The sequence below is a fragment of the Nocardia sp. NPDC049526 genome (genome assembly GCF_044465765.1).
In the GTDB taxonomy this organism is placed as follows: domain Bacteria; phylum Actinomycetota; class Actinomycetes; order Mycobacteriales; family Mycobacteriaceae; genus Nocardia.
On record NZ_JBITMA010000010.1, the window covers coordinates 1 to 24,890 of the forward strand.

A 24,890-nucleotide genomic window follows, 5' to 3' on the forward strand; every position below is an offset into this window, starting at 1 on the left:
GATACGACAAACTCGCCGTCCGCTTCCTGGCTACCGTCCACATCGCCGCCATCGACCTGTGGCTACGGTGACCCGACTTTCGAAACACGACCTAGGTGTTCTCCGACGACGCCGACGATCGCCGGATCCTGCGCGAGGCGACCGCCCATTCGGGCGCGGTCGTCCTGGGCCGCCGGCTCTTCGACGCGTCGACGGGCCGAAAGGCTGGAACGGCGAGATCGGCAAGCCCGCATTCGTCGTCCTGACGAGACTCACCACCGGAATCGGTGCGGCTCACCGACCTCGATTGAACATTCGTCACCACCGGTCTGTCCGACGCCGTCACCGCCGCGCGTGAACGGGCGCTGGCGGCGTCCTCGCAACGCGGGCCGGACCTCCACGTCATCCTCATGGGCGGCGGCGCCACCATCGGCTCGGCCCTCGCCGCCGGGCTGGTCGAGGTGCTGTCGCGCACCTCGTGCCCGTCGTCCTGGGCGCCGGGACGCCGCTGTTCACCGGCGCCGCGCCGCGCACGCTGGTGCAGCGAAACGTGATCTCGACATCGACGGCGACCCACCTGACCTATGACGTCGTTGTCTGATTCCCGATGAATACGCCTCTCTCATTCGAGCCGACAAGATCGGTAGTAGCCTGCGAATTCGGTGTGCGTGAGCGCGTATGGCGAGGAAAATGGCGGGGACGGCACAAGTAGGGAGGTTTCATGGAAACCCATACCGACGAGATCGCCGAAGATATCTACCGCATCTCTACCTTCATTCCCGAGGTCGGGCCGACCGGCTTCACCTTCAACCAGTTCCTCATCGATGCCGAGGAACCGTTGTTGTTCCACGCCGGCATGCGTGCGTTGTTCCCGGTGGTGTCCGCCGAAATCGCGCGGATCCTGCCGGTGGAACGGTTGCGCTGGATCACCTTCGGTCATGTGGAAGCGGACGAATGCGGAGCGATGAACCTCTTCCTCGCTGCCGCACCTGATGCGCAGGTGGCGCACGGTGAGCTCGGCTGTCTCGTCTCGATCGACGATATGGCGGATCGGCTGCCGCGTCGGTTGACCGACGGTGAGGTCATCGATCTCGGTGACCGTCGAGTACGGCATCTGGATACTCCGCACGCACCGCACAACTGGGAGGCGCGCGTGCTGTACGAGGAGACCACTGGCGTGCTGTTCTGCGGTGACCTGATGACCCAGCTGGGAAATGGCCCGGCACTGACCGATTCCGACCTCGTCGAGCAGGCGACTGTCGCCGAGGATGTGTTCCACGCCACCTCGTTGGGGCCCGCCGTGCCCGCCACCCTGAATCGGCTGGCCGAGTTGGAACCCACAACGCTGGCGATCATGCACGGTTCCAGCTTCATCGGAGACGGGGCAGCTGCGCTGCGCAATCTCGCTACTGTCTACCAGGACCGCTTGGACTCCTGATCAGCTCACGCCGCAAATGTTTCCGTGCAGCTCGGGGCATCCGGAAATGCCGATGGGCGGACGCTTGGCAAGTCCGTTGTCAGACAACAAGTTGTAGGGTTGTGTGGCCGTAGAGCTACGCCTTCCAATGCGGGGGCTCGCGGCCGACAACGCCAGAACTGAATAGCTCCACGCTGGGCGAGCACTTGGACAGGGATGTAATGAAACTCCGTACCGCGGCCGCAGCCGCCGTGCTGACATTCGTCTGTGCAGTGTGCGCGGTGACCGGCTGTGGAAAGAATGCAACCGGGAACCCAGTAGCGGCAAGCACCAGCACAAAGCCAACCGGAACAACGACTTCCACACCATCCACCACCGCGCAGCCAGCTACCACCGCGGATTCGGTCGGCAAGCACGACGAAATCGTCACCGGCCCGGACGCTGAGCCGCTGATGGCCAGGATCCGCGCCACCGATCCGTGCTCGATGTTGGACCTCGAGCCGTTGAGGTCGATGAATCTCGGAGCGAAGTCGGCGACACGTGCGGGGCCGGGCCTTGCCGGGTGCCAACTCAGGGTGGGCGATCACGTCGGCGAACCCGCCTCGACGGATGGGGTGTACCTGTTCGAGCTGTCACTCGGTGAGGTATACGGCGACGAAGACCGTGCGCAGGACAAGGCCGAAACGGTCAACGGTCGCACGATCTATCGGTCCCACCTGGCTGACGATCCTACGTTCGCCGACACGTGCTATTACTACGTGCCCGCCGGGCATACCGGCTACGCACACCGGTTGCGGTTGCGCAAGGTTCCGGCCGACGGTGCGCCGGCCAAGACGCCGTGGCCCGAAAGATGCGATGTAGAAAAGAGTTACGTCGGCAAGATCGTCGATCGGCTGGACAGCCTTACGCCCCGCGATAAGCCGGCCGACGGGAAAGTGTTGTACGGCAAGGATCCCTGCACGGCCACCGACGTGGTGAAGGCGCAGTACAGCGATTGGACCTTGAACTCGACCAGCTGGGTCGCTCCGTACTACTGCCAGCTGAATTTCAGCAAACCAGGCGCGAAATACACCCTCCAGGTCGACCTCCAGTTCCGCATGGATGCAGAGCAGAAGGCATCACCCGGACTCGACAACGGCCCCTACCAGGCAGCGGGCCTGAACGGGATCATCCTCCGATCGAACGTCTACGGTCCTGTCCCGTCGCGGTGCGCAGTCAGCCTCACATACCGGCCGAGTAGCGACGGCCGATTGAACGGTCATCTCATCAGCCTTGCGATCGCTTGGAGCGCGGTCCCGCTCGCCCAGTACGGCGATCCCGATCACCCGACCGACGGCAGCTGGCCACCGCTTCCATCCGACGCCTGCGCCAACGTCGACGATCTCAGCGCCGCCGCGGTCCGGGCCGCGGGCTGACCTGGGCGGACGAGGCCGAGACTGTGCGCTTTGCGCAGTGCCGAGATGCGGTCGCGCACACCGAGCTTGCGGTAGATGTTCTCGATGTGCTTGGACACGGTCGCTTGGGTAATCGCGAGTCTGGTGCCGATGGCGCGAGCGGTCAGCCCATCGCATAGCAGCGTCAGGACCGCGAGCTCACGCGGAGTGATCTTGTGCTCGGCGGGGTCCCCCGGTCCCGCGCGGGCGATGACCGCTGCCTCGTGGGCTTCGACGGTATCGAGCAATGATCTGGCGAGCACGGCGTATTCGAGGTCGCGATCGCTGAATCCGAGACCGCTGCGGCTCATGATGACACTGCGGATTTTGCCCGGCCCCGCGGACAACGGCAAAGCGAGCTGGCGATCTATGCCGATCGCGTCCTTACCCGCTCGATACCCCTCCCCTTTCCACCAGCGGTCGTCGGCGACCTCGTCCATGCTCAACGGTGTCATGTCCCGAGTGTGTGCGTAGTGCCGCAGCAAGGGATGAGATCGCATGTGCGCGTGGATGAGCACGTCCAGCGGTGCCTCGTACAACCAGTCCGGGGAACCGGTGAGCGCGTGACCCGTGCCGGCGTCCCAGTTCAGGTCGACCAGGACAGCCAGGTCACACGGTAGGTCAGCGGTCAACCTCTGCATCAATAGCGGCCAGACCCGCACCGGCTGTTTCTCGGTGATGATCTCCAGCGCTAGATCGTGAATCTTCTTGGCGTCCCCACCCGGCCGATCGCTCACTCCTGCATTGTGCACCAACAGATCTCGCATATCAGCCGAAAGGCCCGACCGCTATACGCAAGTCTGCGTATAGCAGCAGACGCGGCGCGGAATTACCGTTGTACTGCACGTAACCAGTTGGCCGACAGGCGCTTTCGAGGCAATCAAGGCTCGACAGCAGTGGTGTCGGGAGACTCGAACAGGGGACAATCATGATGGGACGGACCATGGTATTGATGGGGTCGGTGTCGGCGGCGCGCGAAAATGCACGTTTCCGTCGTCAGCGACTCATGATCTCGGCAGCTACGCTGCTGGCTGCTGCGGGAATCGCCGGGACTACTCTCGCTGCTGCACCCGTCGCACACGCGGACGTACCGTCGCTGTACCCGCTCTACACATGGTGGAATCCGGACCGCGGCGACAACTTCACCACCGGCAACCGCAACGACGAAAACAGCGCCACCGCCGCCGCCTACCTGCCCATCCGCAAGGAAGCATTCGTCTACGAGACCCAGCAGCCGGGAACCGTACCGCTGCACCTGTTCTGGAGCGACAGCCGCCAGGACAACTTCAGCACAGCGACACAGGTAGGCATCGATTCCGCCTACAGTGCCGGATACACCTACATCGGTATTCAGGGATATATCAACACCGGCCAGGAGCCCGGTACGAGCCCGCTGTACCAGTTCTGGAGCGAAGCGCGCCAGGACAACGTCATCGCAGTCGATCAGACCACCATCGACTCCGCGTACAGCGCAGGCTATGTACTCATCCGCGTCGAAGGCTACGCACCGCACTACTGACCTCGAGAAGATGCCATGAAAAGACATTTTGCGACAACCCTGGTGACCGCACTCGCGGCGGCAGCCGCGGCCACGATGACCACCGGATCCGCGTACGCCGGAACATCACTCTCGCTGCAACTGTGTCGCGGTAACCAGATCAGCACCTACGTGACGCCGGATCCGCTCGCCGTGGTCAACGGGCAACCCATTTCCTATGGCGACCCATGGCACGACAGTATGCCCGTCCGTGACGGAGATGTCGTGCGGCTGCGTGCAAGTGGGTCGATCAAGGTCGATTCGTGGCCGTGGGGGCCGTCTTTCGGGCCATCCGGCAGCGATTCCGAACGGCTTTCCACTTTCTGGGGCAATGCCGATTTTCCCGAATACGGCTTCTACGGATACTTCGTCGCCACCGAGCAGGCGTTCTGGATCGGCGACGATAGTGGGTGCATTACCTACCACGGCCCCGATACCTCGCTTTGGCTTGCCCAGAACGATGACAACACCACCGATAACAGCGGCCGATGGGATATCGGCATCAGCCATTACGGGCTGTGACCGGGCGGCAGTCCGTGTCGGTCGAGGTCACCAATCGACGTTATTGCCCGACCGCGCCCGAATGCGACCTCCGGTAGCGGTATAGAAAGTTCTCATGGCTCGCATCGGCGTCACCGGACATATGAACATCACGGCCGACACAGTTCCGTTCGTGTACGACGAGATCAGGAAAGTCCTTGCCAGACAAGGAGATCCCGACGATCTGGTGGGCGTCAGCTGCATTGCGCGCGGCGCTGACTCGGTATTCGCCCGGGCCGTGCTCGATGCCGGTGGGCGGCTGGAAGTAGTGCTGCCGTCGACGAATTATCGACAGCGGAAGGTGAAACCCGACCACGCGGAGCTGTTCGACGAGCTGATCGCACGCGCCGACACCGTGCGCGTCATGGACTTCGACGACGCCGGGCGGGAAGCCTACGAGGCCGCCAACGAAGCCGTGCTGTCATCCTGCGATCGGCTCGTCGCGGTTTGGGATGGCGAGGCCGGCGGTAAAGGAGGGACCGGCACGGTGGTCGAACTGGCGCGAGCCCGTGGCTTGCCGGTGGAGATCGTTTGGCCGGATGGAGCCGAGCGAGAGTGACTCGAGTCCGCCCTCTCCACCACCATCCGATGCCAGCTGATCCAACCGATGGCGGCTCGGCCGCTACGATTCCGACAACCGATTTGTCGCACCGGGCTCAGCCGAACAGACCGGCGCGCGCAGCGGTCAAAGCCACTGCCGCGGCCGCGTCGGCGGTGCCGTCGTCCACCGGCTCACGGGTGATCAGCACGCGGAAATAGATCGGCGCCACAAGAGTTTTGATCAGCTCGGCGGGGTTTGCGCCGGCGGGGAGTTCACCGCGTTCGACCGCGCGCGTCACGACCGGCAGCGCTTTGCGGATGCGGTCACGAAAGGCATGGCGGGTCGGATCAGGTGGCGCGGCGTTGGACAGCATGACAGCGAGGACAGCCCGACCGGACGGGCTGCTGATCCACGCGACCAGAGTCCGCGCCAGCGCGCGAAGATCGTGCTCGACCGAACCCGTATCGGGGATGGGAATTTCCGCTTCGACGCTGTCGGCCAGCGCATCGGCGATCAGTTCGTCCCGGTCGGCCCATCGCCGGTAGACGGTGGTCTTGTGCACACCGGCGCGCTGCGCGACGTTCTCGACGGTGAACGTGGCATACCCGTGCTCGCTCAACTCGTCGACGGTCGCGGCGAGCACGGCGGCGCGTACCTTCGGTCCGCGTCCGAGGGGTGCGGTCATTGCAACTCCTTGTTGCGATATCGGCGTACGGCAGGCATGCTGACGATATCGCAACTAGATGTTGCGATCCGAGATGGGAGTTCCGATGTTGTCGAAATCCGTCCGGGCCGCGGTGCTGCTGTTCCCCGGCCTGCTCGCCGGTGCGTTCGGCTACGGCGCGGTGAACGTGCTGTACGCGTTTCGCGAAGTGCCCCTTGATGTTCGGTTCACTTTTCACACCGCACTGATGCGCGTCAACGGCCCGGTGATGCAGTCACTGATGGGTCTCGCCGTCCTGAGCACGCTGCTCCTGGCGGTGCGGTCGAAGTCATCGTCGCGGTGGATCGCGGCGGGCGCCTCAGCGCTGACGGTCATCTCATTCCTGGTGACCCGCTTCGGAAACGTGCCGATCAACCAGCAGATCAAACGCTGGGCGGTAGGCACGCCTCCCAGCGACTACGCCGACATCCTGCGACGTTGGGAACTGTTCCATTTCACCCGAACCGGCTGCGCACTAGTCGCTTTCATACTGGTGATCATCGTCGTCGTCGGATCCACCGCGACCCACGACGACACCACCGGCCCCCGCTCAGCCGCCGACGACCCCCTGGCCGAGGTCGCCGCAACGACCCGGTGACGACACAGGCCGAGCCGTCCGTCCGCCTGCACTTCGACGACCCCGACGAGATATCTAGGCGCAGGCTGGCTCGCTGACGACAGCGGCCCCGGCATCGCGTCCGGGGCCGCACACGAATCGTCAAGCCGACCCTCGATTACCGGCCTCGGCGAGACCGCCGATTTCGGCGAGTCCGGTCAGGGCCTGCGGCAGGGAGCCCTGACGCAGGACACCGAGGCGCTGGGTGGCGCGGGTCAGGGCGACGTAGAGTTCGGCTGCGCCACGTGGCCCCTCGGCGAGGATTCGTTCCGGCTCTACGACCAAGACGGCGTCGAATTCCAGGCCCTTCGTCTCCGAGGCAGGCACCGTGCCCGGCACACCCGGTGGCCCGATCACGATGCTGGTGCCTTCGCGACCGGCCTCGTCACGTACGAATTCCGCTATGGCATTGGGCAATTCGTCCTCGGACACCTGCTTGGACCAGGGTCGGACGCCGCACGCGCGGACCGACTCCGGTGGTTGGACTCCCGGTGCGAACTCGGCGAGCACCGCGGCGGCGACGGTCATGATCTCCGCCGGGGTGCGGTAGTTCACCGACAGCGACCGATAGACCCAGCGGCCGGGCACGTACGGTTCGAACATCGTGTCCCACGATGTCGCTCCGGCCACCGACCTGCGTTGCGCGAGATCGCCTACCACCGTGAAGGATCGGCCCGGGCAGCGCCGCATCAGGACCCGCCAGTCCATTTCGGACAGCTCCTGGGCTTCGTCGACCACGACGTGGCGATAAGTCCAATCCCGGTCTGCGGCAGCGCGTTCGACGAGTTCACGGGTGTCGCGCTCGAGGAAGCGCTCGGCGAGGTCCTCGGCGTAGAGCATGTCCTGGGCGAGCAGGCCGATGTCGTCGTTCAGATCCTCGCGCTTGATGAGAGTGTCGAACACGCCTGCGGCGTACTCGGCCTCGGCCTTGCGTTCCCGCTCGACGGCGCGCGCGGCGGCCTCGTCGGCCGCCTTGTCGCGGCCCAGCAAGTCGACCAGTTCGTCGAGCAGCGGCACGTCCGACACCGTCCAGGCCGCGCCGTCGGCGCGCCACAGCGACTGGTCGGCGCCAGCCGCACGCAGGCGGTCAGCGGACGAATACAGCTGTGCCAGAAATGTTTCCGGCATCATTATCGGCCAGAGTTCGTCGAGCGCGGCGGTGAACTGGTCGTTGTCGGCGAGTTCGGCGAGCAGGTCGGTCCGAAGGTTCTCCCATGCTTCGCGGTCCTTCCTGGTCAGCCAGCCACGGCCGATCCGGCCGATCGCCCGTTCGGTGAGCACGTAGGTAACGATCTCGCTGAACACCGCGCGGGCCTCGTTGTGCGGCAGTCCGCTCGCGCGTGCCTCCTCCCTCGCCCACTCCGCGGTCTCGGTGTCGATCCGCACCGTGACGTCTTGCAGTTCGATCGGCACCGGATGCTCCGGCACCCGCTGACGATCGGCGATGGCCGCGGCGAGCACGTCCAGAATTTTCAGCGAGCCCTTGAGCCGCGCGGCATCCGGGGTGTCCTCCGCGGTGACGCGCAACCCGGGCAGCAGATCGCCAGTGGTCATGAACACGACATTCGTCTCACCCAGCGACGGCAGCACTCGGCCGATGTGGTTGAGGAACGCCGGATTCGGCCCGACCACGAGCACACCATGGCGTTCCATCCGCTCCCGCTGGGTATAGAGCAGGTATGCGACGCGGTGCAGCGCCACCACGGTCTTCCCGGTGCCCGGGCCACCCTCGATCACCAGGACACCCGGGTGATCGAGCCGGATGATCTGGTCCTGTTCGGCCTGAATCGTCGCCACGATGTCGCGCATCCCCGCACCGCGCGGCGCATTGACCGCCGCGAGCAAGGCCGCATCCCCGCGTTCGCCATTACTCGGACGGCCGAGCACCTCGTCGGTGAAATCGACAACTCGACGCCCGTGCGTGTGGAACTGGCGGCGGCGACGCATGTTCTCGGGGGTCGCGGCAGTGGCGACATAGAACGCCCGCGACGCCGGTGCCCGCCAATCGAGCAACAGCGGCTCGTACTCGTTCTCCTCGTCGAAGATGCCGATCCGGCCGATGTAGGAATGTTCGCCCGAAACGGTGTCCAACCTGCCGAAACACAGCCCGTTGTCAGCCACGTCCAGCCGCTTCGCCTCCTTGGCCAACGTGCGCACCTCGACATCCCGTTCCATGGGTGTCCCACCGGTTCCCCGCAACGCCGCGGTGTACTTTCCCTTCACTCGCGCGCGTTCGGCGTCGAGCCGGGTGTAGAGCCCGGCCACGTAGCTTCGCTCGGACTGCAATTCGTCTTCGTGCCCCTGAGTCGTCATATGTCCCTCCCTTTCTTGGCGCGACGGGCTCACGCCCACATACACCGGTGGTGCTTCCAGCAACGCCGCCAACTCGGCCGGGCCTTCATCCGGCGGGATCCACGCGCCGGTCTGTACGACGTGGAGATCAGGCGTCTGCTGCGCCGGGTCCAGGACCGGATCCGTCGCCGGCCACGGCTGGTCGCCGATGGCGTGGTCGCGGACATCCCCGCTCGACCCATACGTCGACAGCAAAACACGCAATTCGCGACTCCCATTTCCGCAGGTTCTGGCTTCGGCCAGTGATTCTGCGGCACGACCGGGGTCTTGCCGCAAGCCCCCGGGTGCGCTATAGATTGAATATGGAAGGGAGTTCCTTCCAATTCAGACCGCGCCCTCTGTGAAGGGCGTATTCCGGTTTCCTGGCCCCAGCGTTTGATTCGTGCGTCGAGCGGCTGGTCTCGGTCGGCTATCGAGGACGCGGTCGCGGCGTACGGCCAGTTACTCTGCGGCGGGCTGCGCGCGGACCGGATCGCGCGGACCGGCGACTCCGCCGGTGGTGGACTCGCGATCGCCATCCGCAACGCCACTGCCCCAGCCCGCCGGCGCAAGTGGTGTCCCCCCCCCTGGGCCGACCTGTGACTCAGCGGCACGAGCATGAACGAGGCCGACCAAGCCATCGTCCGCACCGGATGGTTCCTGGCCCGGGCGTCCTACTTCATGAGGCTCAGCAGGCCGAGTTCCGGTTCGAGTGCGCCGTCCTGGCCGAGCGCCGAAAAGTCTGCCGCTACGGCAGAGCGGTCGAGTTTCCCAGCGCGCACCGCGCGATAGCGCACGAACGACCAGAGGAAGACGTCGAGGTTGTCGAAACGGGTGCCGCCTTCGAGCACCTCCTCCTCGTGGAACCACACGGCCACTTGGCCGTTGGTGAGTACGACATACAGATTGCCGCCGCCGTCCGCACCGATCGAGTAGACATCGTCGTCGGTCAGCTCGGTCGTGTGGTCCGAATCGATGATGCCGCAGTCATTTCCGGCGAAATCGAAGCCATAGGACCAATCGAAGATGTCCAAGAACTGCGGCAGCAGGCCCGAGCGCACCCGGCGGTCGAATGCGGCCAGCGCCGCCGCGTCCGTGGGAGCCAGGCGCGTGAGAAACGGTTCCACCGGTCGGGTCTGCTCGGGAAGCTGGACGGCTTCGGTAGCCGGGAACCAACGCGCCAGATCGGTGTCGAGGTCGCGGTCGGTGTAGCCGACCAGGTCGGCGAGGGTAAGCGTCACGCACGGATTGTAGAAGTGCCCCTCCGCCCGTCGATACACGAGAGCCTGTGCGGTGCAACAGGCCAACGGTATTACGTCGGAGGTAATCGACGGGGCACATCGATGCGGGCATGGTGGCGGTATGAACGATCTCGGGACGATCACCACCCGCACCGTCGTCGAGGAGTTGCTGCGCCGAATCGGTGCGGGCGATCCGGACACCACCGCCGCGCTCTACGCCCCGGTCAGCGACTGGAAACTGAATTGGCCGGAGAACGAGCACAACCGACCCGCCACCCCATGGATTCGACACCGCGCCACCCGTGCCGACGCGGCCGAGCACTTTCGCGAGATCGCTCGCCACCACGTGCCCGAACAGGTCGGCACCGTGATCGAACGCATCCTCGTCGACGGCCCGGATGCGGTGGTGCTCGGCGAAATCCGCCAGACTGCCCGACCAACCAGCCGCGCCTACCGATCCCGATTCGCACTGCACCTCACCGTCGAAAACGGCCTCATCACCCGCCATCACGTCTACGAGGACAGCCTCGCCGTTGCCCAGGCATTCGAACCACCGGTACCCGGTCACGATCAAAGCGGCTCGAACGCAACATAATTCCGTGTTCCGGGCGTCCCGATCAGGTCATCGCCGAGCCGGCAAACACCGATGGCGCCAGTCGCAATCGACATTGCGCAGCAACGGAATAGCCTCGCGCTGGGCGCTGAGCTGCCCGATTAGTCGGTCGTTGGCCGGCCGTTGGTGAGTCCGCACAGAGTTGGTGTCAAGCCGTCGGAAGGCCGACACCGATTCTCACAGAGGAAGTCACCATGAAAATCAACCACCGCGCCAACGCCGTTCGCCGTCTGGTCCCGCTCGCCGCAGCCGTGCTGACACTCGGCACAGTCGCGGGTGGCGCGATGATCTCGGCCGCCCCGGCATCCGCGTCACCGAGCTACGACTGCCCGGGCGGAATGTTCTGCGGCTGGGACGGTGCCAATGGCACGGGCAGCATGCTCTTTCAGTACGACGCGGGCTGTTTTCTGCACGACATCGGCAACGGCGGCGTCGGCGACCGTTTGACCTCGTACTGGAACCGCACCGGCGTAACCGTCGCGGTGTACAACTGGACGGGCGAACGCTGGCAGCTGCTCGCCTCCGTCGCGGACAACGCTCGGGGCACCCTGCCATCCAGCGCGGACAACAAGGCCGACGCGGTGGAGATGTGCCGCTGAACCTCGCCGGTATGTGAGTGCGAAGTGCCCGCGGGAAACCTCGCACTCACATACCCATTTCAGAAGTGGCATCCGCACGACTTCCCATCGGCTGTATAAAGACTCGCGATCAAGGGGTACGAAGTCATCACGGAGTGTGTTGTAGCGGGATAGCATCAGTCCGATTCCCACGCTGTCGAGGGCCGCGACCGCCGGGACGCACCTGGAAACATGCGACGCCCACAGGACGGCCTCATAGATGCACGAAGATCCCGACCTTGCCCAGGCACAGGTCTTCTTGGAACTACTGACGAATCGGGCCGAGACGCTGACCCGTGAACTCGGACTCGCCCATCGCCTGCACCCGGCATCCCGCGCGGAACTAGCGGTTGAACTGCGCTCCATACACCGATTCATCGACCGGCTGCACCGCAGGTTCCCGGAAACCTGCCCTGGTCGCTATGCCGGTGAATTGCGACGTTGATTGTCGGCGAACGACGTCGGGGACGCAACAAGAGATATCGGTGAAAAGCCATGTCGCGGACCGGCTTTTCGAGGAGCTTGTGTTTGGCTGCATTCGTGCGGAAACGGACTTGGCTTTCAACGACCGGTCTCGTGCTCGTGCTGCTGTGGGGCGAGTGGGAGAACTGGCGCGCTTCCCACCGGCTCGTGGGATCGGCCACGGGCACCTCCGAGGCCATCGTGGTTCTGGGCTATCGCAACGCGGGCACACGCCCGAACATCATGAACCGGTGGCGCGTGCGAGCCGGTCTGCGGTCCATCGACCCGACCGCGGTCAGCAGTCGTCTCGTGCTCTGCGGAGGTGCATGCGCCGGTCCACAATCCGAGGCAGCCCTGATGGCCCGCTACGCCACAGAGACCTGCGGGTACCGCGGCGAGTTCGTCCTGGAAGATCAGAGCCGGACCACATGGGAAAATATCAGTTTCGCGATCCCATATCTGCAGAACAGCGACCGGATCAAGATCGTCTCGATTCCCCTCCACGCCGAGAAGGGGCGGCAATACCTCGCCCAGCAGTGCCCGGAGCTGGCGTCGCGTCTGGTGCGGGGAGCGGATTACCGGTTCGGTGAGTGGATGGCGGCAAAGCCACTACTGGCCCTCTACGGCCTGTGGAAGGAAGCTCGCGACCGTACACGGTGACCGACGTGCCGACCGGAATACCCCGAGCGCGGTAGGGTCCGGTCGCGGTTGCGCGAGGTCGCCGAACGAGTCGACACACGTGGGCATCTCGAACAGTCGCGATGTCGATGCCTTCGACCGGAAACGGGCCTTCCTCATTCAGACCGTGGTGGCAACTACGACCTCGCGCACGATCTGATCGGCAGTCGGCTCGGCTACTGCGCCTCGGGTATTCCGGATGATCCGGGCGATTTCCGTGGCGTGGGTGAAGACCAGCCCGTGATCGGCATCGAGCCAGGTTGTGGCGATGTGCGGGCGATCGCGGACCAGACGCTCGATACCGGCACGCCAGTTCCGATTGCGCCACGGTGTACGGCCTTCGCTGCCGGCGCCGGCCATCGAGGTCGACATGATCATGCTGATCGGACGGTCGATCCTGCGGTATCGGTCGAGGATTTCGGACCGAACGGCATCGATCTCGAGATTCAGGTCGAGGATGTCCTGCGCGGTGAGCAACACCTGACGCGGAGTGCCCTTGGCCTGCTCGGCCTCGTGTCGCATCGCCGGGTCGTCGAACATCGCGCGGAACTCCGGCAGGTCGGCCTCGGTGATGAACGGTTCTGGCACCGGGTTCGCGCCGTCGATGAGAACGAGCTCGGCGATGGTTTCAGGATGCTCGGAGGCATAGTGCACGGCCAGATCCGCGCCCAGTGAGTAGCCCACGAGCACTGGCGACGAGGGCAGGTCGAGGCGTCGCAGCTCCGCCATGACGGCGGCGAGATCGCTGCGGAATGCCTCGAAGGAGTAGCGGTCGGCTGCCGGGGCGAGGCCGTGGCCTCTGAGGTCGAAGGTCACCACGTCGTGGTCGCGCCGCAGTAGCTCGGCCAGTTCGTGCAGGTCGGCCTGTGTGGAGCTCAGCCCAGGGCACAGGACCAGCGGTCCTCCCTCGCCACCGCGAGACACCGGAATCGTGACACCGTCGTGGTGAATTGTGAAGTGCCGCATCGCCCCTGTCTCCTGCCGGCCGCCCGTCGCTGCCGGGTAGTGCATCGTCCCGATGGTGAGGTCTTCGGCCGCTACGTTACCCACATCGACCTGGTGGCCGTCTGTTCAGGAGATCCGCCACGACCGGGGATGGTGGGGTAGGGGAAAGTCGTTCGCGCGCATCGCCGATGCAGGCAGGCGCTGCCGGGGCCGCCTCATCGAAATCGGCCTATTGCCCCCATGGCGACAAATCTGTCGGGGCACATCGTTAACCTGCGGACATGGTCAGACCTGAGCCGGCACTGCGCCGCCTGCTGCGTGAAACAGGAAAACTGTTGCAACCGTATGGGTTTGACGGCTCCGACCCCAGGTGGATACGGGTCGAGCCGGGCGGTGTCGCCGCCGTCGGTCGCACCCGAGTTTCCCGCACGTGGACCAGCGGACAGCAGGTGCTCGGATTCGGCCTGGAGTTGAGCGCCACCCCAACGGCCTGGTGGGAATTCGCGAACTGGCGCAACACACAACTGGGCCGACCGCCCACACCGCTGGAAGAGGCGACCGGTCCCGACCTGATCAACACCCAAACCCTGCCCGACGAACTGACCGCCTTGTGGTCCTTGCGGCTCGACCCGGCACAACCCGGCCAGCACGTACTGCAAACCGATATCGATACCATCCGCACGGAACTGCCCCGGCGCGTACACGCTTACGCGCGCCGCGCATTACGGCTGGTGGAACCGGACCGGTACCTCGACGAACTGCTCACCCATCCCGACCCGCACATCGGTACCCGGGAGGCGATCGTCGTCCTGCTCGCCGATCGCGGACCGGGACCACAACTCGACGACGCATTCGACCAGCTCCGAGCTTGTTTCGCGGAGCGAGATGCCTCGGCCTACGCGGAAGATGTCGTCGCGTACGCACAAACCCGAGCCGCCCTGGTGCACTGAGGCCATGCGACGTCGGCGACTGCCAGCCATGGTTCGCCGGGACACTCCGGTGCAAGCCGGCGGCGGCAGGCCGACCCGAGAGCCCCGCCCCGTGCCAGCCCCGGACGACCTGCGGATTCCCGCTCCCGAAGCTGATCGAGTACGCGCCGGAGACCGCTAAACTGCTGATCGAGTCAGCAGTGGTTCGCGTTGCGTGTTCATCGGCGTCCAGCTCGACCGCGTGGATTGCTGTCCCGTCGTAGGGAGGTGGTGCGGTGTCTGTTCGTCGAAGCGTGCTGATAGCGGCGGTGCTGTGCGCCCTGCCGGTGCTGGGTGCGGCGCAGGTGCAGGCCTACCCACCGAGTGAGGGCAGCGGCGGTTGCCGCCAGGGCGGTCTGATGACCGGCCGGTTGGTGCCCGGCACCGGTAGCGCGGAGCAGAATATCCGGCGTACGGCCACACTGCGGGAGTGCGTCAGCTCGCTGCTTCCGGGTATCGGCTCCGGACAGTTCGATGTGATCATTCCGTGGAACGCACCCGGTACGCCCAGTTCGGCCCAGTTCGCATGGTCGGACGGCAGCATCAGCCCGGCGACCGGGTACGGCAATGGCCTGTGGTTGATTACCGACGGTCCGGCGCGTGGCCATGCGATCCAGGTGATTGTCGCCGATACGTGGAACGGCTGGTATTACAGCTTCGCCGATGTGGCCGTCACATCGGCGATCTTCCGATCCTGAATTCAGTGCGCCCTGAGCGCATCGAGAATCATCGGACGCGCCGACGCCAGCGCTTGCTGCCAATAGGGCCAAGTGTGCGTTCCGTTGATGATGTCGAAGCGCGCGGGGATGCCGAGTTCCGCCATACGATCACGCAGCATCTGGGCCGACGTCAACGTCATTGCTTCGAGGGCCATCGCATTCACCGTGTTGCCGAGTCCGTACGGCAGGTCGAGCGGTCCGGGCTGGCCATTGCCGGTAGAGACGTAGACCGGCAGCCCACGCAGCGATTCTGCCTGCTGGGTGGCATCGTTGCGGCTCCAGGCGGGGTCACCGGCCGGCCCCCACATATCGTCCACATTGAAGTTGCCCTCGTCCCACATGGCAGCGCGCATCGCTTCGTTCCAGAGCGGAAAAGTCGGGTGCACGAAGCCGGAAAATGATCCGGCGAACCTGAATTGGTCCCGATGGTGCCCGGCCAGCGTGAGTGCGGCATTGCCGCCCATAGAGGCACCGACGACCGCGTTGTTGGTCGGCGAAACGCCGAACCGCGCCAGGTAAGCGGGCAACTCCTCGGTGAGGAAGGTTTCCCATTTGTACGTCGTCTGCTGACCATTGGTACTACTGGGCCGGTACCAGTCGGTGTAGAAGCTCGAGCGACCGCCGACCGGGAACACTAAAGTGACGTTGTCGCCTGCGAATTGGCGCAGTGCGTCGGTATCGCTGATCCACTGACTGTGATCGGCGGGCGCGCGCAGACCGTCGAGCACATAGAGGGCCGCGTTCCCGCCCCGGGCCGCCCACTGCACCTGGACCTTGATCGGCCCCATACTCGACGGCACGAACAGGTCTTCGTAACCACCCGCGGGGGTGCGCAATCTCGGTGTGGCGGTAGCAACCGCCGCACCGATCGATAACAGCAGAACAGCCGCGGCCAGCACAGCGCCGGCCTTGCGCAGCCAACCCCAATGATTTCCAGACCGTGCTGCACCCACTCGCACACCTCCTACCGATCGGAAAGATCATCATAGTTTGCGCGACAATCGCTCTCGTTTCAGCTGACCGCCTTCTGCACGAGCGCGCCGAGCCGTTCCTCATCGGCGGCCGTCAACTTCGTCAGTGCGAAGGCGGTCGGCCACATGGTGCCTTCATCAAGGGTCGCGATGTCGTTGAAGCCGAACGTCGCGTACCGAGACTTGAATTTCTCGGCGGTTTGGAAGAAGCAGACGACCTTGCCGCCCATGGCATATGCGGGCATACCGTACCAGAGTTTCGGTGTAAGAGCTGGTGCGTTGGCCTTGACGATGGTATGGATCCGTTCGGCCATGATTCGATCCGGTTCCGCCATCTCGGCGATCTTGGCGACCACGTCGGCTTCCCCATCCGCCTTGGCCGCCCGTGAGCCGCGACGCGCGGCGGTTTTCAACTCCTGGGCGTGCTCCTTCATCGCGGCCCGCTCTTCTTCGGAGAATCCGACGGAGGCCCGGCTCTTCGCCGTGGTTGCCTTGGTGGACTTCTGCGCTTGGCTCATGGTCTTTTCCTCTGTGATCGTCTCGCTGGGGACGTTTCCAATGCTATGGAACCGACCCCGCGCCGGGCTTCTTCGAAACTGATCAATCGATGCGATCCGAAGATTGGCGCGCCGGGCGGAGTGCGTCGCGGATGGTGTCCCGTAGCCAGCGCTGGGCCGGGTCGGCGTCGAGGCGGGCGTGCCAGAGCAGTCGCACTTCGACTTCCGGGAGGGGTGCCGGGATGGCGAACCAGCGCAGGCCGAGGGACTGGCCGTACTGTTCGGCGAGGCGTTGCGGGACGAGTCCGATGTAGTGACTCGACGCGACAAGGAGTGCGGCGACGGCGGAAGTGGGCACGACGGCGGCGACGTGGCGTTGCAAACCCGCGGCGTCGAGTGCGTCGTCGAGTGGCCCGCGAGCACGACCGCGGCGGGAGGCCGAGACGTGGGGATGTCGGCACAGCTGCCGCAATGTCGGGCGGCGGCCCAGTGGGCTGTCGGCCCGGACGATGCCCACTATTCGTTCGCGATACAGCACAGCTGACCGGATGTCGGGAGCGACGATGTCGCCCGCGCCGATATCGAGATCGACCGAGCCATCACGCAGCGCCTCGATGCTCTCGCTCCCCTCCGCGACGAAGCGCAATGTCACGCCGGGCGCGACCGCGGCCGTCGTGTCTACTGCTACCGCCGCCAGCGTCGCGGCCACACCGTCGTTGATGCGAATTGTGAAGGTGCGCTGCAAATCTGCGACCGTGACCTCGCGATCGGCGCTGATCAGTGCCGACGCTTCGTCCAGCAGGGACCGCACCCGCGGCGCGGTACGCAACGCGAACGGTGTCGGAGCCATCCCACGACCGGCACGCACCAAAATCGGATCGCCCATCGCCCGCCGCAACCGGCCCAAAGCCCGGCTGGTCGCCGGGATGGACAGATGCAGGCGCTCGGACGCCGCCGTGACACTGCCGTCCTGGAGGAGGGCATCGAATACGCGCAGGAGGTTCAGATCGAGCTGCTCTGGCACAGTTGCATCATACGCAAGAAGTAGTTGTAAAAGTTGCGTCGCACGGAGACTACCCAGGTCCATACCGTCGTGGTCATGCAATTCAATGTCCTGAATCACGCTCCGGACCTGCCAAGGCGTCCGGCCGCGCAGCGCGGCCTGCTCGCGGTCATCTGCGCCTGCGTCGTGCTCGTCGTCGGTATGGTCGCCGCGATCAATCTCGCGGTCCCGATGCTCGCCGCCAGCGCACTGCGTCCATCCGCATCGGCGCTGGTCTGGATCGTCGACACCTATGTGATCGTCTTCGCCTGTCTGGTGATCCCCGGCGGGGCGGCGGGGGATCGCTTCGGGCGCAAGGGGATTCTGCTGTTCGGACTGGGGCTGTTCGCCATGGGCGCGCTCGTGTCGGCAGTGGCACCGAACGTGGCATTCCTGCTCGCCGGCCGGGCGGTCACGGGGGTCGGCGCTGCTGCCGTACTGCCCAATACGCTTGCCATCCTGCTGCACGCTGTTCCCGCTGAGCGCAAAAGTGCGACTATGGCGGTCTGGGCATCGATGACGGGTATCGGTGGAGTCGTCGGCAATGTCGGTGGCGGGGCGGTCCTTTCGGGCGGCTCGTGGCGTTGGCTGTTCGCCGGTGTCGTGCCGATCGCGCTGGTGCTCGCCGCTCTCGTAGGACAGATCGCGCCGGTGTCGCCGCGCCATGACCGTCGGCTCGACCCGCTGGGCGCGGTATTGCTGGTCGGTGCGTCGGTCGCGCTGCTGCTCGGAATCGTCCAGGGCCCAGAGGCGGGCTGGGACAGCGCGACCGTCATTGCCGGATTCGCCTGTGCCGCACTGTTGTTCACCGCGTGGACGATCTTCGAGCTGAAAGTCGGACACCCGCTATTGGATCCGCGGTTGTTCCGCCTCCCGGCCCTGCGCAGTGCCTGCCTCGGCATGACGGCAGTGTTCTTCGGCATGTTCGCGCTGTTCTACGTCAACGCGTCATTCCTACAGTACGGCAAGGGATTCGGCGTACTGCGGGCCGGTCTCGGGATCATCCCGATCACCGTCCCGATCATCCTCGGCGCGAAGCATGTCGGACGACTGTCACAGCGGATCGGACTCGACGCCACCACCGCGTTCGCATTCGTATTCGTCGGCGGCGGACTGCTCGGGCTGTCCACGAGCGACGTGCGGACACCCTATGTCGCATATGCCGCGTGGCTCGTCGTAATGGGAATCGGTGTGGCGCTGGCACTTCCGACATTGTCCGGTGCGATCGCCGGTGCACTGCCGCCGGAGCAGGCCGGGGTCGCAGCCGGCCTGCAGGCCACCACCCGCGAGTTCGGCAGCGCCCTCGGCGTCGCGGTCATCGGCACGGTGCTCACCGCACGATTCGTCGCCGCTCTACCGTCGGAGATCCGCGCCGACCACGATCCGCGCACCGTGGCCCAGGCACTCGCCATCTCAGACCGCACCAATGATGTTGTCGCAGCGTTCATTTCGGGTGCAGACGGCGGGTTACGGGTGATCGGCCTGCTCGTGCTCGTCGCGGGTGGGCTCGTCGTGCTGCAGTCGCTACTGTCCCGCCGTGGATCTGCTCGACAGGCGCGCGTCTCGGGAGCGAGGGATATGCAGCCGTCCCCCTCCCCCGCCGATCACATGCCGTGATTCGGGGACGGCCGAAGTCGGCATCCCGACGCGCGATATCGCCAAGGCCGTCGGCCTACAACGTTGAGTCCGTGGACCGCCCCGGGGCGAAGGCAGAGTTTCGCCGATCGCCCTCCGGGACGGAATCTTCTTGCCACAGATGCGACATCATCACCGGATGGTCGACCGCCATCAGACACACCCACGGATTCACCTCGAGGTTGGCCGCCAGAGCACTGGTGTACTGGTCGAAGTAGAAGCCGGTGCAGTCGTCGCGCAGGAAAACGGTACCGACCGGTGTGGCATTCGGCATGCTGTCGGGGCCTACCGACGCGATCGTGAAGTGCCCGGTCGAGCGTCGCCCGCGAGTCACGATTTCCCGAATCTGGTCCCAATGATCGTCGAGCCTCATCGTCGCCGACCCCACTTCGTAGACCGAAGGCTAACAGGCGGTGGGTGATGTCGAACCGAATGCGGCGCGGCCCTTGCGGGCAACGAGGGCGGAGCGGAGATACCACAGTCCGCTGGGGTCGGCGGGGTCGAAGCCGGTGAGATGGGCTATTCGGCGAAGTCGGTAGTCGACGGTGTTCGGGTGGACGCATAGTTGGCGAGCGGCGCGCGTTCGGCTCAGACCGGAATCGATGTAGGTCTGGAGGGTTTCCAACAGGTCCGGGTGTTCGTGCAGTGGGATGAGCCGGTTGGCGAGGGCATCGCGGCCCAGCCCAGGGCGGGTCAGTTGATACTGCAGCGCCAGTTCGGTGAATCTGTATACGCCGGGCTCCAATTCGAGCTGTTGCACGGTATCGAGGAGTTCGTGGGCATGGCGCGCGGCGGTGGGTACCTCGTCGGGGCGGGCGGTGACAACGGCGACGGTGAGCGGCACCTGCGTGGCCGAGGACATCCGTTGCACCAGTCCGTCGAATTCGGGATCGGTCTGCACGGTGAACGGGACGAGAATCGTTCCGCCGTCGACGGATAACAGCGACAGCGCCGTTCCTCCGAATATGGTCGCGAGTGCGGCTTGGAGGCGACGGAGCTTGCGGCGCGCGACAACCTGTCCGTCGAGCTGCGGATGGCGCTCATCCGGATGCGCCGGAATCGCGACGGCGAGCACCGAGTACTCGTCGGCGATCGGTAAGCCGCATTCCCGCGCTGCCGCGGAATCGAGATGACCGGCGAGCAACGCCGAGGTCAGGCTGTGCGCCGCGGTCTGATGCTCGGCGGCAACGGCCTTGTGCTCGATGACGTAGGCCTTGCTGACGGTGGCGGTAATCAGTTTCGACAGCTCCAGCACCGTGGCGGTGCCCGTGACGACGCCGAGTACATCCGCCGGACCCGTACGCGCGACCATCAGGTCGAGCCCCGCTTTGAAGCCCTCGTGAACGGCATGCAGAACGGTATCGACGGGGATCCCCGCACGGGTACATCCGGCGGCCGCAATCGCGAGCCGGTCGGTGCTCGTCGGGAGCGCGTGACCGTTGACGCGGTGGATCAACCACCCCAGGCAGATCCGGACCACAGCCTTCACATCGCGAACCAGCGTTTGCCCCGGCAGCGCACCGCACTGTTCGTCGGACTCCGCGAGATGTGCCATCACCTCGTGGGTCAACCTGTCGATATCGCGCGCGGACGGCGTAAGCGGCCGATCCAGCCCATTGCGTTCGGGCCGGACGAGACTCTCGATCGTCACGTATGACCTCCTTGTCACCGTAGTCACGCAGTCGCTACGAGCTGGGTGAACAACTGCCGCGCCGAGAACTTCGCTGTTACCGGCTGCTGTGTCAGAAACGTTAAACCGAGCGGTAGCTCACCTTCTACTCCTCTTTGAACAATCCGCAACGGTCGCAAATACAGTCGGCTACCAGGCATAGATGTGATTCTCGAGCGACATCGAGGAGCGCTCACCTACCAATAGATGGGGAGGCGCTCACTTTTGAAGCCGCGACGTCAGGTCGCCTTGGCCTTGATTTCGGCCTCGGCCATCGCCGTCATCATTCGCGCGGTCATCTCGATCGCCTCTTTGCGCTCCCGGCTGTCGACCTCCAGCGCCGATGCGCGGAGCACCGCGGCAAAACCGGTGTTGATCAGCACGAAGGTCATCACGTCGTACTCGTGATCGTCACCGGGGCCGAGCAACTGGATCACCAGCAGCTTGACCAGCAGCCGCAGCCGCGGCTCGAATTCGGGGATACCGCTGCTGTAGAACTGCACTCCGGCCACCAGCGCGCGCACCAACCGGGCATTGGCCACCAGTTCATCGGTGATGACTTCCAGAATGCCGGTGATCATCTCCAGCATCGGCTTGTCCGACAGCCCGAATACCCGCTCGGTAAAGCGCCTTTCGACGTTTTCGAGCAGACGCCTGAGCAGCTCTTCGACGATGACCGAGCGGTCGGCGAAGTACCGATAGACGGTGCCGATGCTCACCCCGGCCTCGGCCGCGATCCGGTTCGTCGAGGTGTTGGCGATACCGCGCTCCCCGAAAAGCTCTGCGGCGGCGTCGAGTATGTGTTCGCGGGTCGCCCTGGCGCGTTCCTGTGTCGGGCGACGGCGCTGCCCAACAGCTTTCGGCGGCATCGCACTCCTCCTGCCGAACTGTCCTGAGAAGATGAGCGTCGCTCAGTTTAACGGCGGCATCAGTTTTCATGCGACGAATTCCTGATCCGATGACGCCGCCATGGGGTGGAATGTGATGGAGCCACGAGCGCGGTCGATGGAGGTGCGATGGTGGTCGGTCGGGTACCGAAGAGTCGTCTCGCGCGGGGCGGCAAGGTGGGCCGATTGGTTGCGGGACAGGCCATCCGTGAAGTCGGCACCCGTCTGTCGATGATCGGGCGCACGGAACAGGCCCGCCAGCTGCTCGCCGAACGGTCCACGCTGCGCACCGCACAGCAACTCGTCACCGTGCTCGGCGCCATGAAGGGCGCGGCAATGAAACTCGGGCAGATGCTGTCGGTGCTCGATGTCGCTCTGCTGCCGGAATCGCATCGTGAGATGTTCCGCGACAAGCTCGCCGAGCTACGCGATCAAGCACCCGCGTTTCCGTTTCCGGCAATGCGGCAGGTGATCGAGGACGATCTCGGGCCATTGGCGCGGGCCTTCGCCGACTTCGACGAGACGGCGATCGCCGCGGCATCGATCGGCCAGGTATATCGCGCGAAGTTGCATGATGGACGCACCGTCGCGGTGAAGGTCAAATATCCGGGCGTGGACGAGGCCGTCGAGGCGGATATGCGCAATCTGGCGATGATCAGCAGACTCTGGAAATCCATTCTGCCGAGCGCGGCGGATACCGATGTACTCGACGAAATCGCCCGCAATATCGGCAGCGAGCTCGATTACGTGCGCGAAGCACAGACACAGCATCGAGTCGCCGCTCGCTACCGGGACCATCCGTTCATCACGGTCCCCGACAGTGTCGAGGAACTCTGCGGACACCACGTTTTGGTGACGGAGTTCGTCGAAGGGAAGTCGTTTTCGCAGATCCAGGACCTGCCCGCAGCCGAACGCGATGGGATCGGCGAGCTGATCTATCGCTTCTATGTCAGTTCCCTGTTTTCGGATTTCGAATTCTGCGGTGACCCGCATCCGGGCAATATCATGCTCGCCGCGGACGGTCGCGTCGGCTTCGTGGATTTCGGGCTCTACAACAATATGGATCGGGTGCACGTCGAACTCGAGCGTGCGTGTCTGCAGGCCGCCGGTGAAAATCGGGCCCAGGACCTTTATGCGGCGTGGGTGGGCCGCGGCATTATCGACCCGGATTCGGATGTGACGGCAGAGGAATGCCTGGAGTATGTGTGGGCTGCCGCGGGCTGGCATCTGACCGACGAGGAAATCACGGTCACCCCCGAACTCGCCACCGGCGCAGTGGTTCTCGCGGTCGACCCGAGGGTCGCCGAGTTTCGCGGTATGCGACAACAGTGGCTCCCGCCGGAGCATGTCTTCTCGCGGCGAGCAGACCTGTTCACCCTCGCCGTATTGGGTCAATTGGGGACCACGAACAACTGGCACCGCATCGCCAGGGAATGGCTCTACCACGAACCTCCGGCAACCGAGATCGGACGGGCGACAGCACGGTGGCGCGCCGACCGGTAACACCTTGGTGGTGATCCGGTCCACCTTTGGGGGCGCGAGCTCAGCACTCGGGGACCTGATATCGGCGGGCGATGCGGCGGACAGTTAATCAAGTCACCGCAACCGAACCGGAGCCCCCGATGTCGATCACCAGCACCATCGCCACCTCGGCGGAACGTCGTGCCACGGTCTCGACCGCGGACGGGGTGGAACTCGCGGTTCGCGAATACGGACCACGAGACGCCGACCTCACCGTCGTCCTGCTGCACGGACACTGCCTGCGCACCGCGTCGTGGAGCTACGTCCGCCACACGCTGCTGCGCCAGTACCCCGGCGCCCGGATCGTCTGCTACGACCACCGCGGCCACGGCGATTCCGCCGCGGCCTCCCGGCGGACCTACCACCTCGATCAACTCGGCAAGGACCTGCGCGACGTTCTCGACGCCGTCGCCCCCACCGGGCCGGTCGTCCTGGTCGGCCACTCGATGGGCGGCATGACGGTGCTCACCTACGTCAGCCAGAATCCGCACGAGATCGGCACGCGAATTACCGGGGTCGCACTCATCGCGACCGCCGCGAGCGGACTCGCCGACGCCGGTTTCGGCCGTCTGCTGCGCAACCCGGCCGTGTCCGCATTCCAGGCCGCCGTCCGACGCGCTCCGGTCCTCATGCACCACGCGAAGCTCATAGCCTGCAAAGCCTTCGCCCCGATCATCCGCACCGCCGAATTCGGCGATCGCAAGGTGAGCTCGCGGGTGCTCGCCCTCGCCAACGCGATGCACAACGAGACGCCGATCGTGACGATGGCGAGCTTCCTGAGTGCCTTCATGGTCTACGACCAGACCGACGCCCTCGCGGTCCTGTCGAAGATCCCGACGGTGGTGCTGTGCGGTAGCGCCGACCTGATGACGCCGCCGTCGCATTCCATCGCGATGGCCGCCGCCGTCGAATACTCGGATTTCGTCCTGGTCGACGGCGCCGGCCACTCGGTGATCCTCGAGCGGCCGACGGAGGTCGCCGAGGCCATCCGCCGCCTGATGACGCGCGCCGGGGCTACCGGCAAGGTCGCGGGCACTCACCTCACACTCGTGGCGTAGTCCGCTCAGGGCCGCGAGCCGAGTCGGACCACCGGGTATTCCGCATCGGCTTTGCGCTGATATTTCTCGTAGCGGGCTGGGCGGCGGTGATGCGATTCCTGATCGATCCGAGTCGCCGATAGGAAAATGGTTGGGCGCGACGGAATCCGGGCTGGTAGCGTGCCGGAGGCCGTGACATCGCGCGAGGAGGTGAGACCCATGAACGCTGTATCCATGTGGGTGCTCCCCTTCGGGTTCACGGCCGGGCGATGAGGTAGGTGTCGCCGGGAG

General features: G+C 65.1%; 28 protein-coding genes. 16 read left to right on the plus strand and 12 right to left on the minus strand.

Features of this window, described 5'->3' with window-relative positions; genetic code table 11:
• Nucleotides 1–457: 457 nt before the first annotated feature.
• From ACIBW7_RS28930 to ACIBW7_RS28940, 3 genes are all read left to right on the plus strand, one after another.
• A complete protein-coding gene (locus ACIBW7_RS28930) occupies nucleotides 458–580 on the plus strand; it encodes a hypothetical protein (RefSeq protein WP_397051693.1) in 123 nt (40 codons plus the stop codon).
• Between the two features lie 120 nt (nucleotides 581–700).
• Nucleotides 701–1,417 (plus strand): MBL fold metallo-hydrolase, encoded by a 717-nt coding sequence (locus ACIBW7_RS28935; RefSeq protein WP_397051695.1) that lies wholly within the window; start codon nucleotides 701–703, stop codon nucleotides 1,415–1,417.
• Nucleotides 1,418–1,617: 200 nt separating this feature from the next.
• A complete protein-coding gene (locus tag ACIBW7_RS28940; RefSeq protein WP_397051697.1) occupies nucleotides 1,618–2,811 on the plus strand; it encodes a DUF3558 family protein in 1,194 nt (397 codons plus the stop codon).
• On the opposite strand, the gene ACIBW7_RS28945 is transcribed toward ACIBW7_RS28940, so the two are convergent.
• On the minus strand, nucleotides 2,718–3,566 hold the full coding sequence (locus ACIBW7_RS28945) for a LuxR C-terminal-related transcriptional regulator (RefSeq protein WP_397051699.1): 849 nt from the start codon (nucleotides 3,564–3,566) through the stop codon (nucleotides 2,718–2,720). The two genes, ACIBW7_RS28940 and ACIBW7_RS28945, sit on opposite strands and share 94 nt — an antisense overlap.
• A 191-nt stretch (nucleotides 3,567–3,757) precedes the next feature.
• Here ACIBW7_RS28945 and ACIBW7_RS28950 point away from each other — a divergent pair, with 191 nt between their 5' ends.
• From ACIBW7_RS28950 to ACIBW7_RS28960, 3 genes are all read left to right on the plus strand, one after another.
• Nucleotides 3,758–4,348, plus strand: coding sequence for a hypothetical protein (locus ACIBW7_RS28950; protein ID WP_397051701.1), 591 nt, complete (start codon nucleotides 3,758–3,760; stop codon nucleotides 4,346–4,348).
• 15 nt (nucleotides 4,349–4,363) lie between these two features.
• Nucleotides 4,364–4,888 carry a hypothetical protein gene (locus ACIBW7_RS28955; RefSeq protein WP_397051703.1) on the plus strand — a complete coding sequence of 175 codons (525 nt, stop codon included), beginning with the start codon at nucleotides 4,364–4,366 and terminating at the stop codon, nucleotides 4,886–4,888.
• Nucleotides 4,889–4,982: 94 nt separating this feature from the next.
• Nucleotides 4,983–5,465 carry a hypothetical protein gene (locus ACIBW7_RS28960; protein WP_397051705.1) on the plus strand — a complete coding sequence of 161 codons (483 nt, stop codon included), beginning with the start codon at nucleotides 4,983–4,985 and terminating at the stop codon, nucleotides 5,463–5,465.
• A gap of 97 nt (nucleotides 5,466–5,562) precedes the next feature.
• Here the strand turns inward: ACIBW7_RS28960 and ACIBW7_RS28965 are convergent, their stop codons facing one another.
• On the minus strand, nucleotides 5,563–6,132 hold the full coding sequence (locus ACIBW7_RS28965) for a TetR/AcrR family transcriptional regulator (RefSeq protein WP_397051707.1): 570 nt from the start codon (nucleotides 6,130–6,132) through the stop codon (nucleotides 5,563–5,565).
• Between the two features lie 85 nt (nucleotides 6,133–6,217).
• On the opposite strand from ACIBW7_RS28965, the gene ACIBW7_RS28970 reads away from it, so the two are divergent.
• Nucleotides 6,218–6,748, plus strand: a complete 531-nt coding sequence (locus tag ACIBW7_RS28970; protein WP_397051709.1) for an anthrone oxygenase family protein — start codon at nucleotides 6,218–6,220, stop codon at nucleotides 6,746–6,748.
• 120 nt (nucleotides 6,749–6,868) lie between these two features.
• Here the strand turns inward: ACIBW7_RS28970 and helR are convergent, their stop codons facing one another.
• Together helR and ACIBW7_RS28980 are read right to left on the minus strand one after the other, a co-directional pair.
• The gene (gene helR / locus ACIBW7_RS28975; RefSeq protein WP_397052371.1) at nucleotides 6,869–9,079 is read right to left on the minus strand and encodes an RNA polymerase recycling motor ATPase HelR; all 2,211 of its coding nucleotides are present in this window, start codon (nucleotides 9,077–9,079) and stop codon (nucleotides 6,869–6,871) included.
• 692 nt (nucleotides 9,080–9,771) lie between these two features.
• Nucleotides 9,772–10,338 (minus strand): hypothetical protein, encoded by a 567-nt coding sequence (locus tag ACIBW7_RS28980; RefSeq protein ID WP_397051711.1) that lies wholly within the window; start codon nucleotides 10,336–10,338, stop codon nucleotides 9,772–9,774.
• A 121-nt stretch (nucleotides 10,339–10,459) separates the two neighbouring features.
• Here ACIBW7_RS28980 and ACIBW7_RS28985 point away from each other — a divergent pair, with 121 nt between their 5' ends.
• From ACIBW7_RS28985 to ACIBW7_RS29000, 4 genes are all read left to right on the plus strand, one after another.
• Nucleotides 10,460–10,933, plus strand: coding sequence for a nuclear transport factor 2 family protein (locus ACIBW7_RS28985; RefSeq protein ID WP_397051713.1), 474 nt, complete (start codon nucleotides 10,460–10,462; stop codon nucleotides 10,931–10,933).
• Nucleotides 10,934–11,145: 212 nt separating this feature from the next.
• Nucleotides 11,146–11,550, plus strand: a complete 405-nt coding sequence (locus ACIBW7_RS28990; RefSeq protein WP_397051715.1) for a peptidase inhibitor family I36 protein — start codon at nucleotides 11,146–11,148, stop codon at nucleotides 11,548–11,550.
• Nucleotides 11,551–11,788: 238 nt separating this feature from the next.
• Nucleotides 11,789–12,013: a hypothetical protein gene (locus tag ACIBW7_RS28995; RefSeq protein ID WP_397051717.1), complete on the plus strand. Its 225-nt coding sequence runs from the start codon at nucleotides 11,789–11,791 to the stop codon at nucleotides 12,011–12,013.
• Nucleotides 12,014–12,096: 83 nt separating this feature from the next.
• The gene (locus tag ACIBW7_RS29000) at nucleotides 12,097–12,690 is read left to right on the plus strand and encodes a YdcF family protein (RefSeq protein ID WP_397051719.1); all 594 of its coding nucleotides are present in this window, start codon (nucleotides 12,097–12,099) and stop codon (nucleotides 12,688–12,690) included.
• Between the two features lie 138 nt (nucleotides 12,691–12,828).
• Here ACIBW7_RS29000 and ACIBW7_RS29005 read toward each other — a convergent pair whose 3' ends face one another.
• The gene (locus ACIBW7_RS29005; protein WP_397051721.1) at nucleotides 12,829–13,758 is read right to left on the minus strand and encodes an alpha/beta fold hydrolase; all 930 of its coding nucleotides are present in this window, start codon (nucleotides 13,756–13,758) and stop codon (nucleotides 12,829–12,831) included.
• 176 nt (nucleotides 13,759–13,934) lie between these two features.
• Between ACIBW7_RS29005 and ACIBW7_RS29010 the strand changes: the two genes are divergently transcribed.
• Entirely contained in the window at nucleotides 13,935–14,603 is a 669-nt protein-coding gene (locus ACIBW7_RS29010) for a hypothetical protein (protein WP_397051723.1), read from the plus strand.
• 254 nt (nucleotides 14,604–14,857) lie between these two features.
• Nucleotides 14,858–15,319 carry a hypothetical protein gene (locus ACIBW7_RS29015; protein ID WP_397051725.1) on the plus strand — a complete coding sequence of 154 codons (462 nt, stop codon included), beginning with the start codon at nucleotides 14,858–14,860 and terminating at the stop codon, nucleotides 15,317–15,319.
• A gap of 2 nt (nucleotides 15,320–15,321) precedes the next feature.
• Here ACIBW7_RS29015 and ACIBW7_RS29020 read toward each other — a convergent pair whose 3' ends face one another.
• The 3 genes from ACIBW7_RS29020 to ACIBW7_RS29030 all read right to left on the minus strand — a co-directional run bounded on the left by ACIBW7_RS29020 (nucleotide 15,322) and on the right by ACIBW7_RS29030 (nucleotide 17,832).
• Nucleotides 15,322–16,299 carry an alpha/beta hydrolase gene (locus ACIBW7_RS29020; protein ID WP_397051727.1) on the minus strand — a complete coding sequence of 326 codons (978 nt, stop codon included), beginning with the start codon at nucleotides 16,297–16,299 and terminating at the stop codon, nucleotides 15,322–15,324.
• A 53-nt stretch (nucleotides 16,300–16,352) separates the two neighbouring features.
• On the minus strand, nucleotides 16,353–16,829 hold the full coding sequence (locus ACIBW7_RS29025) for an iron chaperone (RefSeq protein WP_397051729.1): 477 nt from the start codon (nucleotides 16,827–16,829) through the stop codon (nucleotides 16,353–16,355).
• 82 nt (nucleotides 16,830–16,911) lie between these two features.
• Entirely contained in the window at nucleotides 16,912–17,832 is a 921-nt protein-coding gene (locus ACIBW7_RS29030; protein ID WP_397051731.1) for a LysR family transcriptional regulator, read from the minus strand.
• A 75-nt stretch (nucleotides 17,833–17,907) separates the two neighbouring features.
• Between ACIBW7_RS29030 and ACIBW7_RS29035 the strand changes: the two genes are divergently transcribed.
• Entirely contained in the window at nucleotides 17,908–19,467 is a 1,560-nt protein-coding gene (locus tag ACIBW7_RS29035; RefSeq protein WP_397051733.1) for an MFS transporter, read from the plus strand.
• Nucleotides 19,468–19,522: 55 nt separating this feature from the next.
• On the opposite strand, the gene ACIBW7_RS29040 is transcribed toward ACIBW7_RS29035, so the two are convergent.
• The 3 genes from ACIBW7_RS29040 to ACIBW7_RS29050 form a co-directional block, all read right to left on the minus strand.
• Complete coding sequence (locus tag ACIBW7_RS29040) at nucleotides 19,523–19,858, minus strand: pyridoxamine 5'-phosphate oxidase family protein (RefSeq protein ID WP_397051735.1); 336 nt, start codon at nucleotides 19,856–19,858, stop codon at nucleotides 19,523–19,525.
• Nucleotides 19,859–19,888: 30 nt separating this feature from the next.
• Entirely contained in the window at nucleotides 19,889–21,136 is a 1,248-nt protein-coding gene (locus ACIBW7_RS29045; protein ID WP_397051737.1) for a PucR family transcriptional regulator, read from the minus strand.
• Between the two features lie 257 nt (nucleotides 21,137–21,393).
• Nucleotides 21,394–22,023, minus strand: a complete 630-nt coding sequence (locus ACIBW7_RS29050; RefSeq protein ID WP_397051739.1) for a TetR/AcrR family transcriptional regulator — start codon at nucleotides 22,021–22,023, stop codon at nucleotides 21,394–21,396.
• 150 nt (nucleotides 22,024–22,173) lie between these two features.
• On the opposite strand from ACIBW7_RS29050, the gene ACIBW7_RS29055 reads away from it, so the two are divergent.
• Both ACIBW7_RS29055 and ACIBW7_RS29060 read left to right on the plus strand, forming a co-directional pair.
• Entirely contained in the window at nucleotides 22,174–23,544 is a 1,371-nt protein-coding gene (locus ACIBW7_RS29055) for an ABC1 kinase family protein (protein ID WP_397052373.1), read from the plus strand.
• Nucleotides 23,545–23,663: 119 nt separating this feature from the next.
• Nucleotides 23,664–24,620: an alpha/beta fold hydrolase gene (locus ACIBW7_RS29060; RefSeq protein ID WP_397051741.1), complete on the plus strand. Its 957-nt coding sequence runs from the start codon at nucleotides 23,664–23,666 to the stop codon at nucleotides 24,618–24,620.
• A gap of 5 nt (nucleotides 24,621–24,625) precedes the next feature.
• On the opposite strand, the gene ACIBW7_RS29065 is transcribed toward ACIBW7_RS29060, so the two are convergent.
• Nucleotides 24,626–24,835, minus strand: a complete 210-nt coding sequence (locus ACIBW7_RS29065) for a hypothetical protein (protein WP_397051743.1) — start codon at nucleotides 24,833–24,835, stop codon at nucleotides 24,626–24,628.
• Nucleotides 24,836–24,890 lie beyond the last annotated feature (55 nt).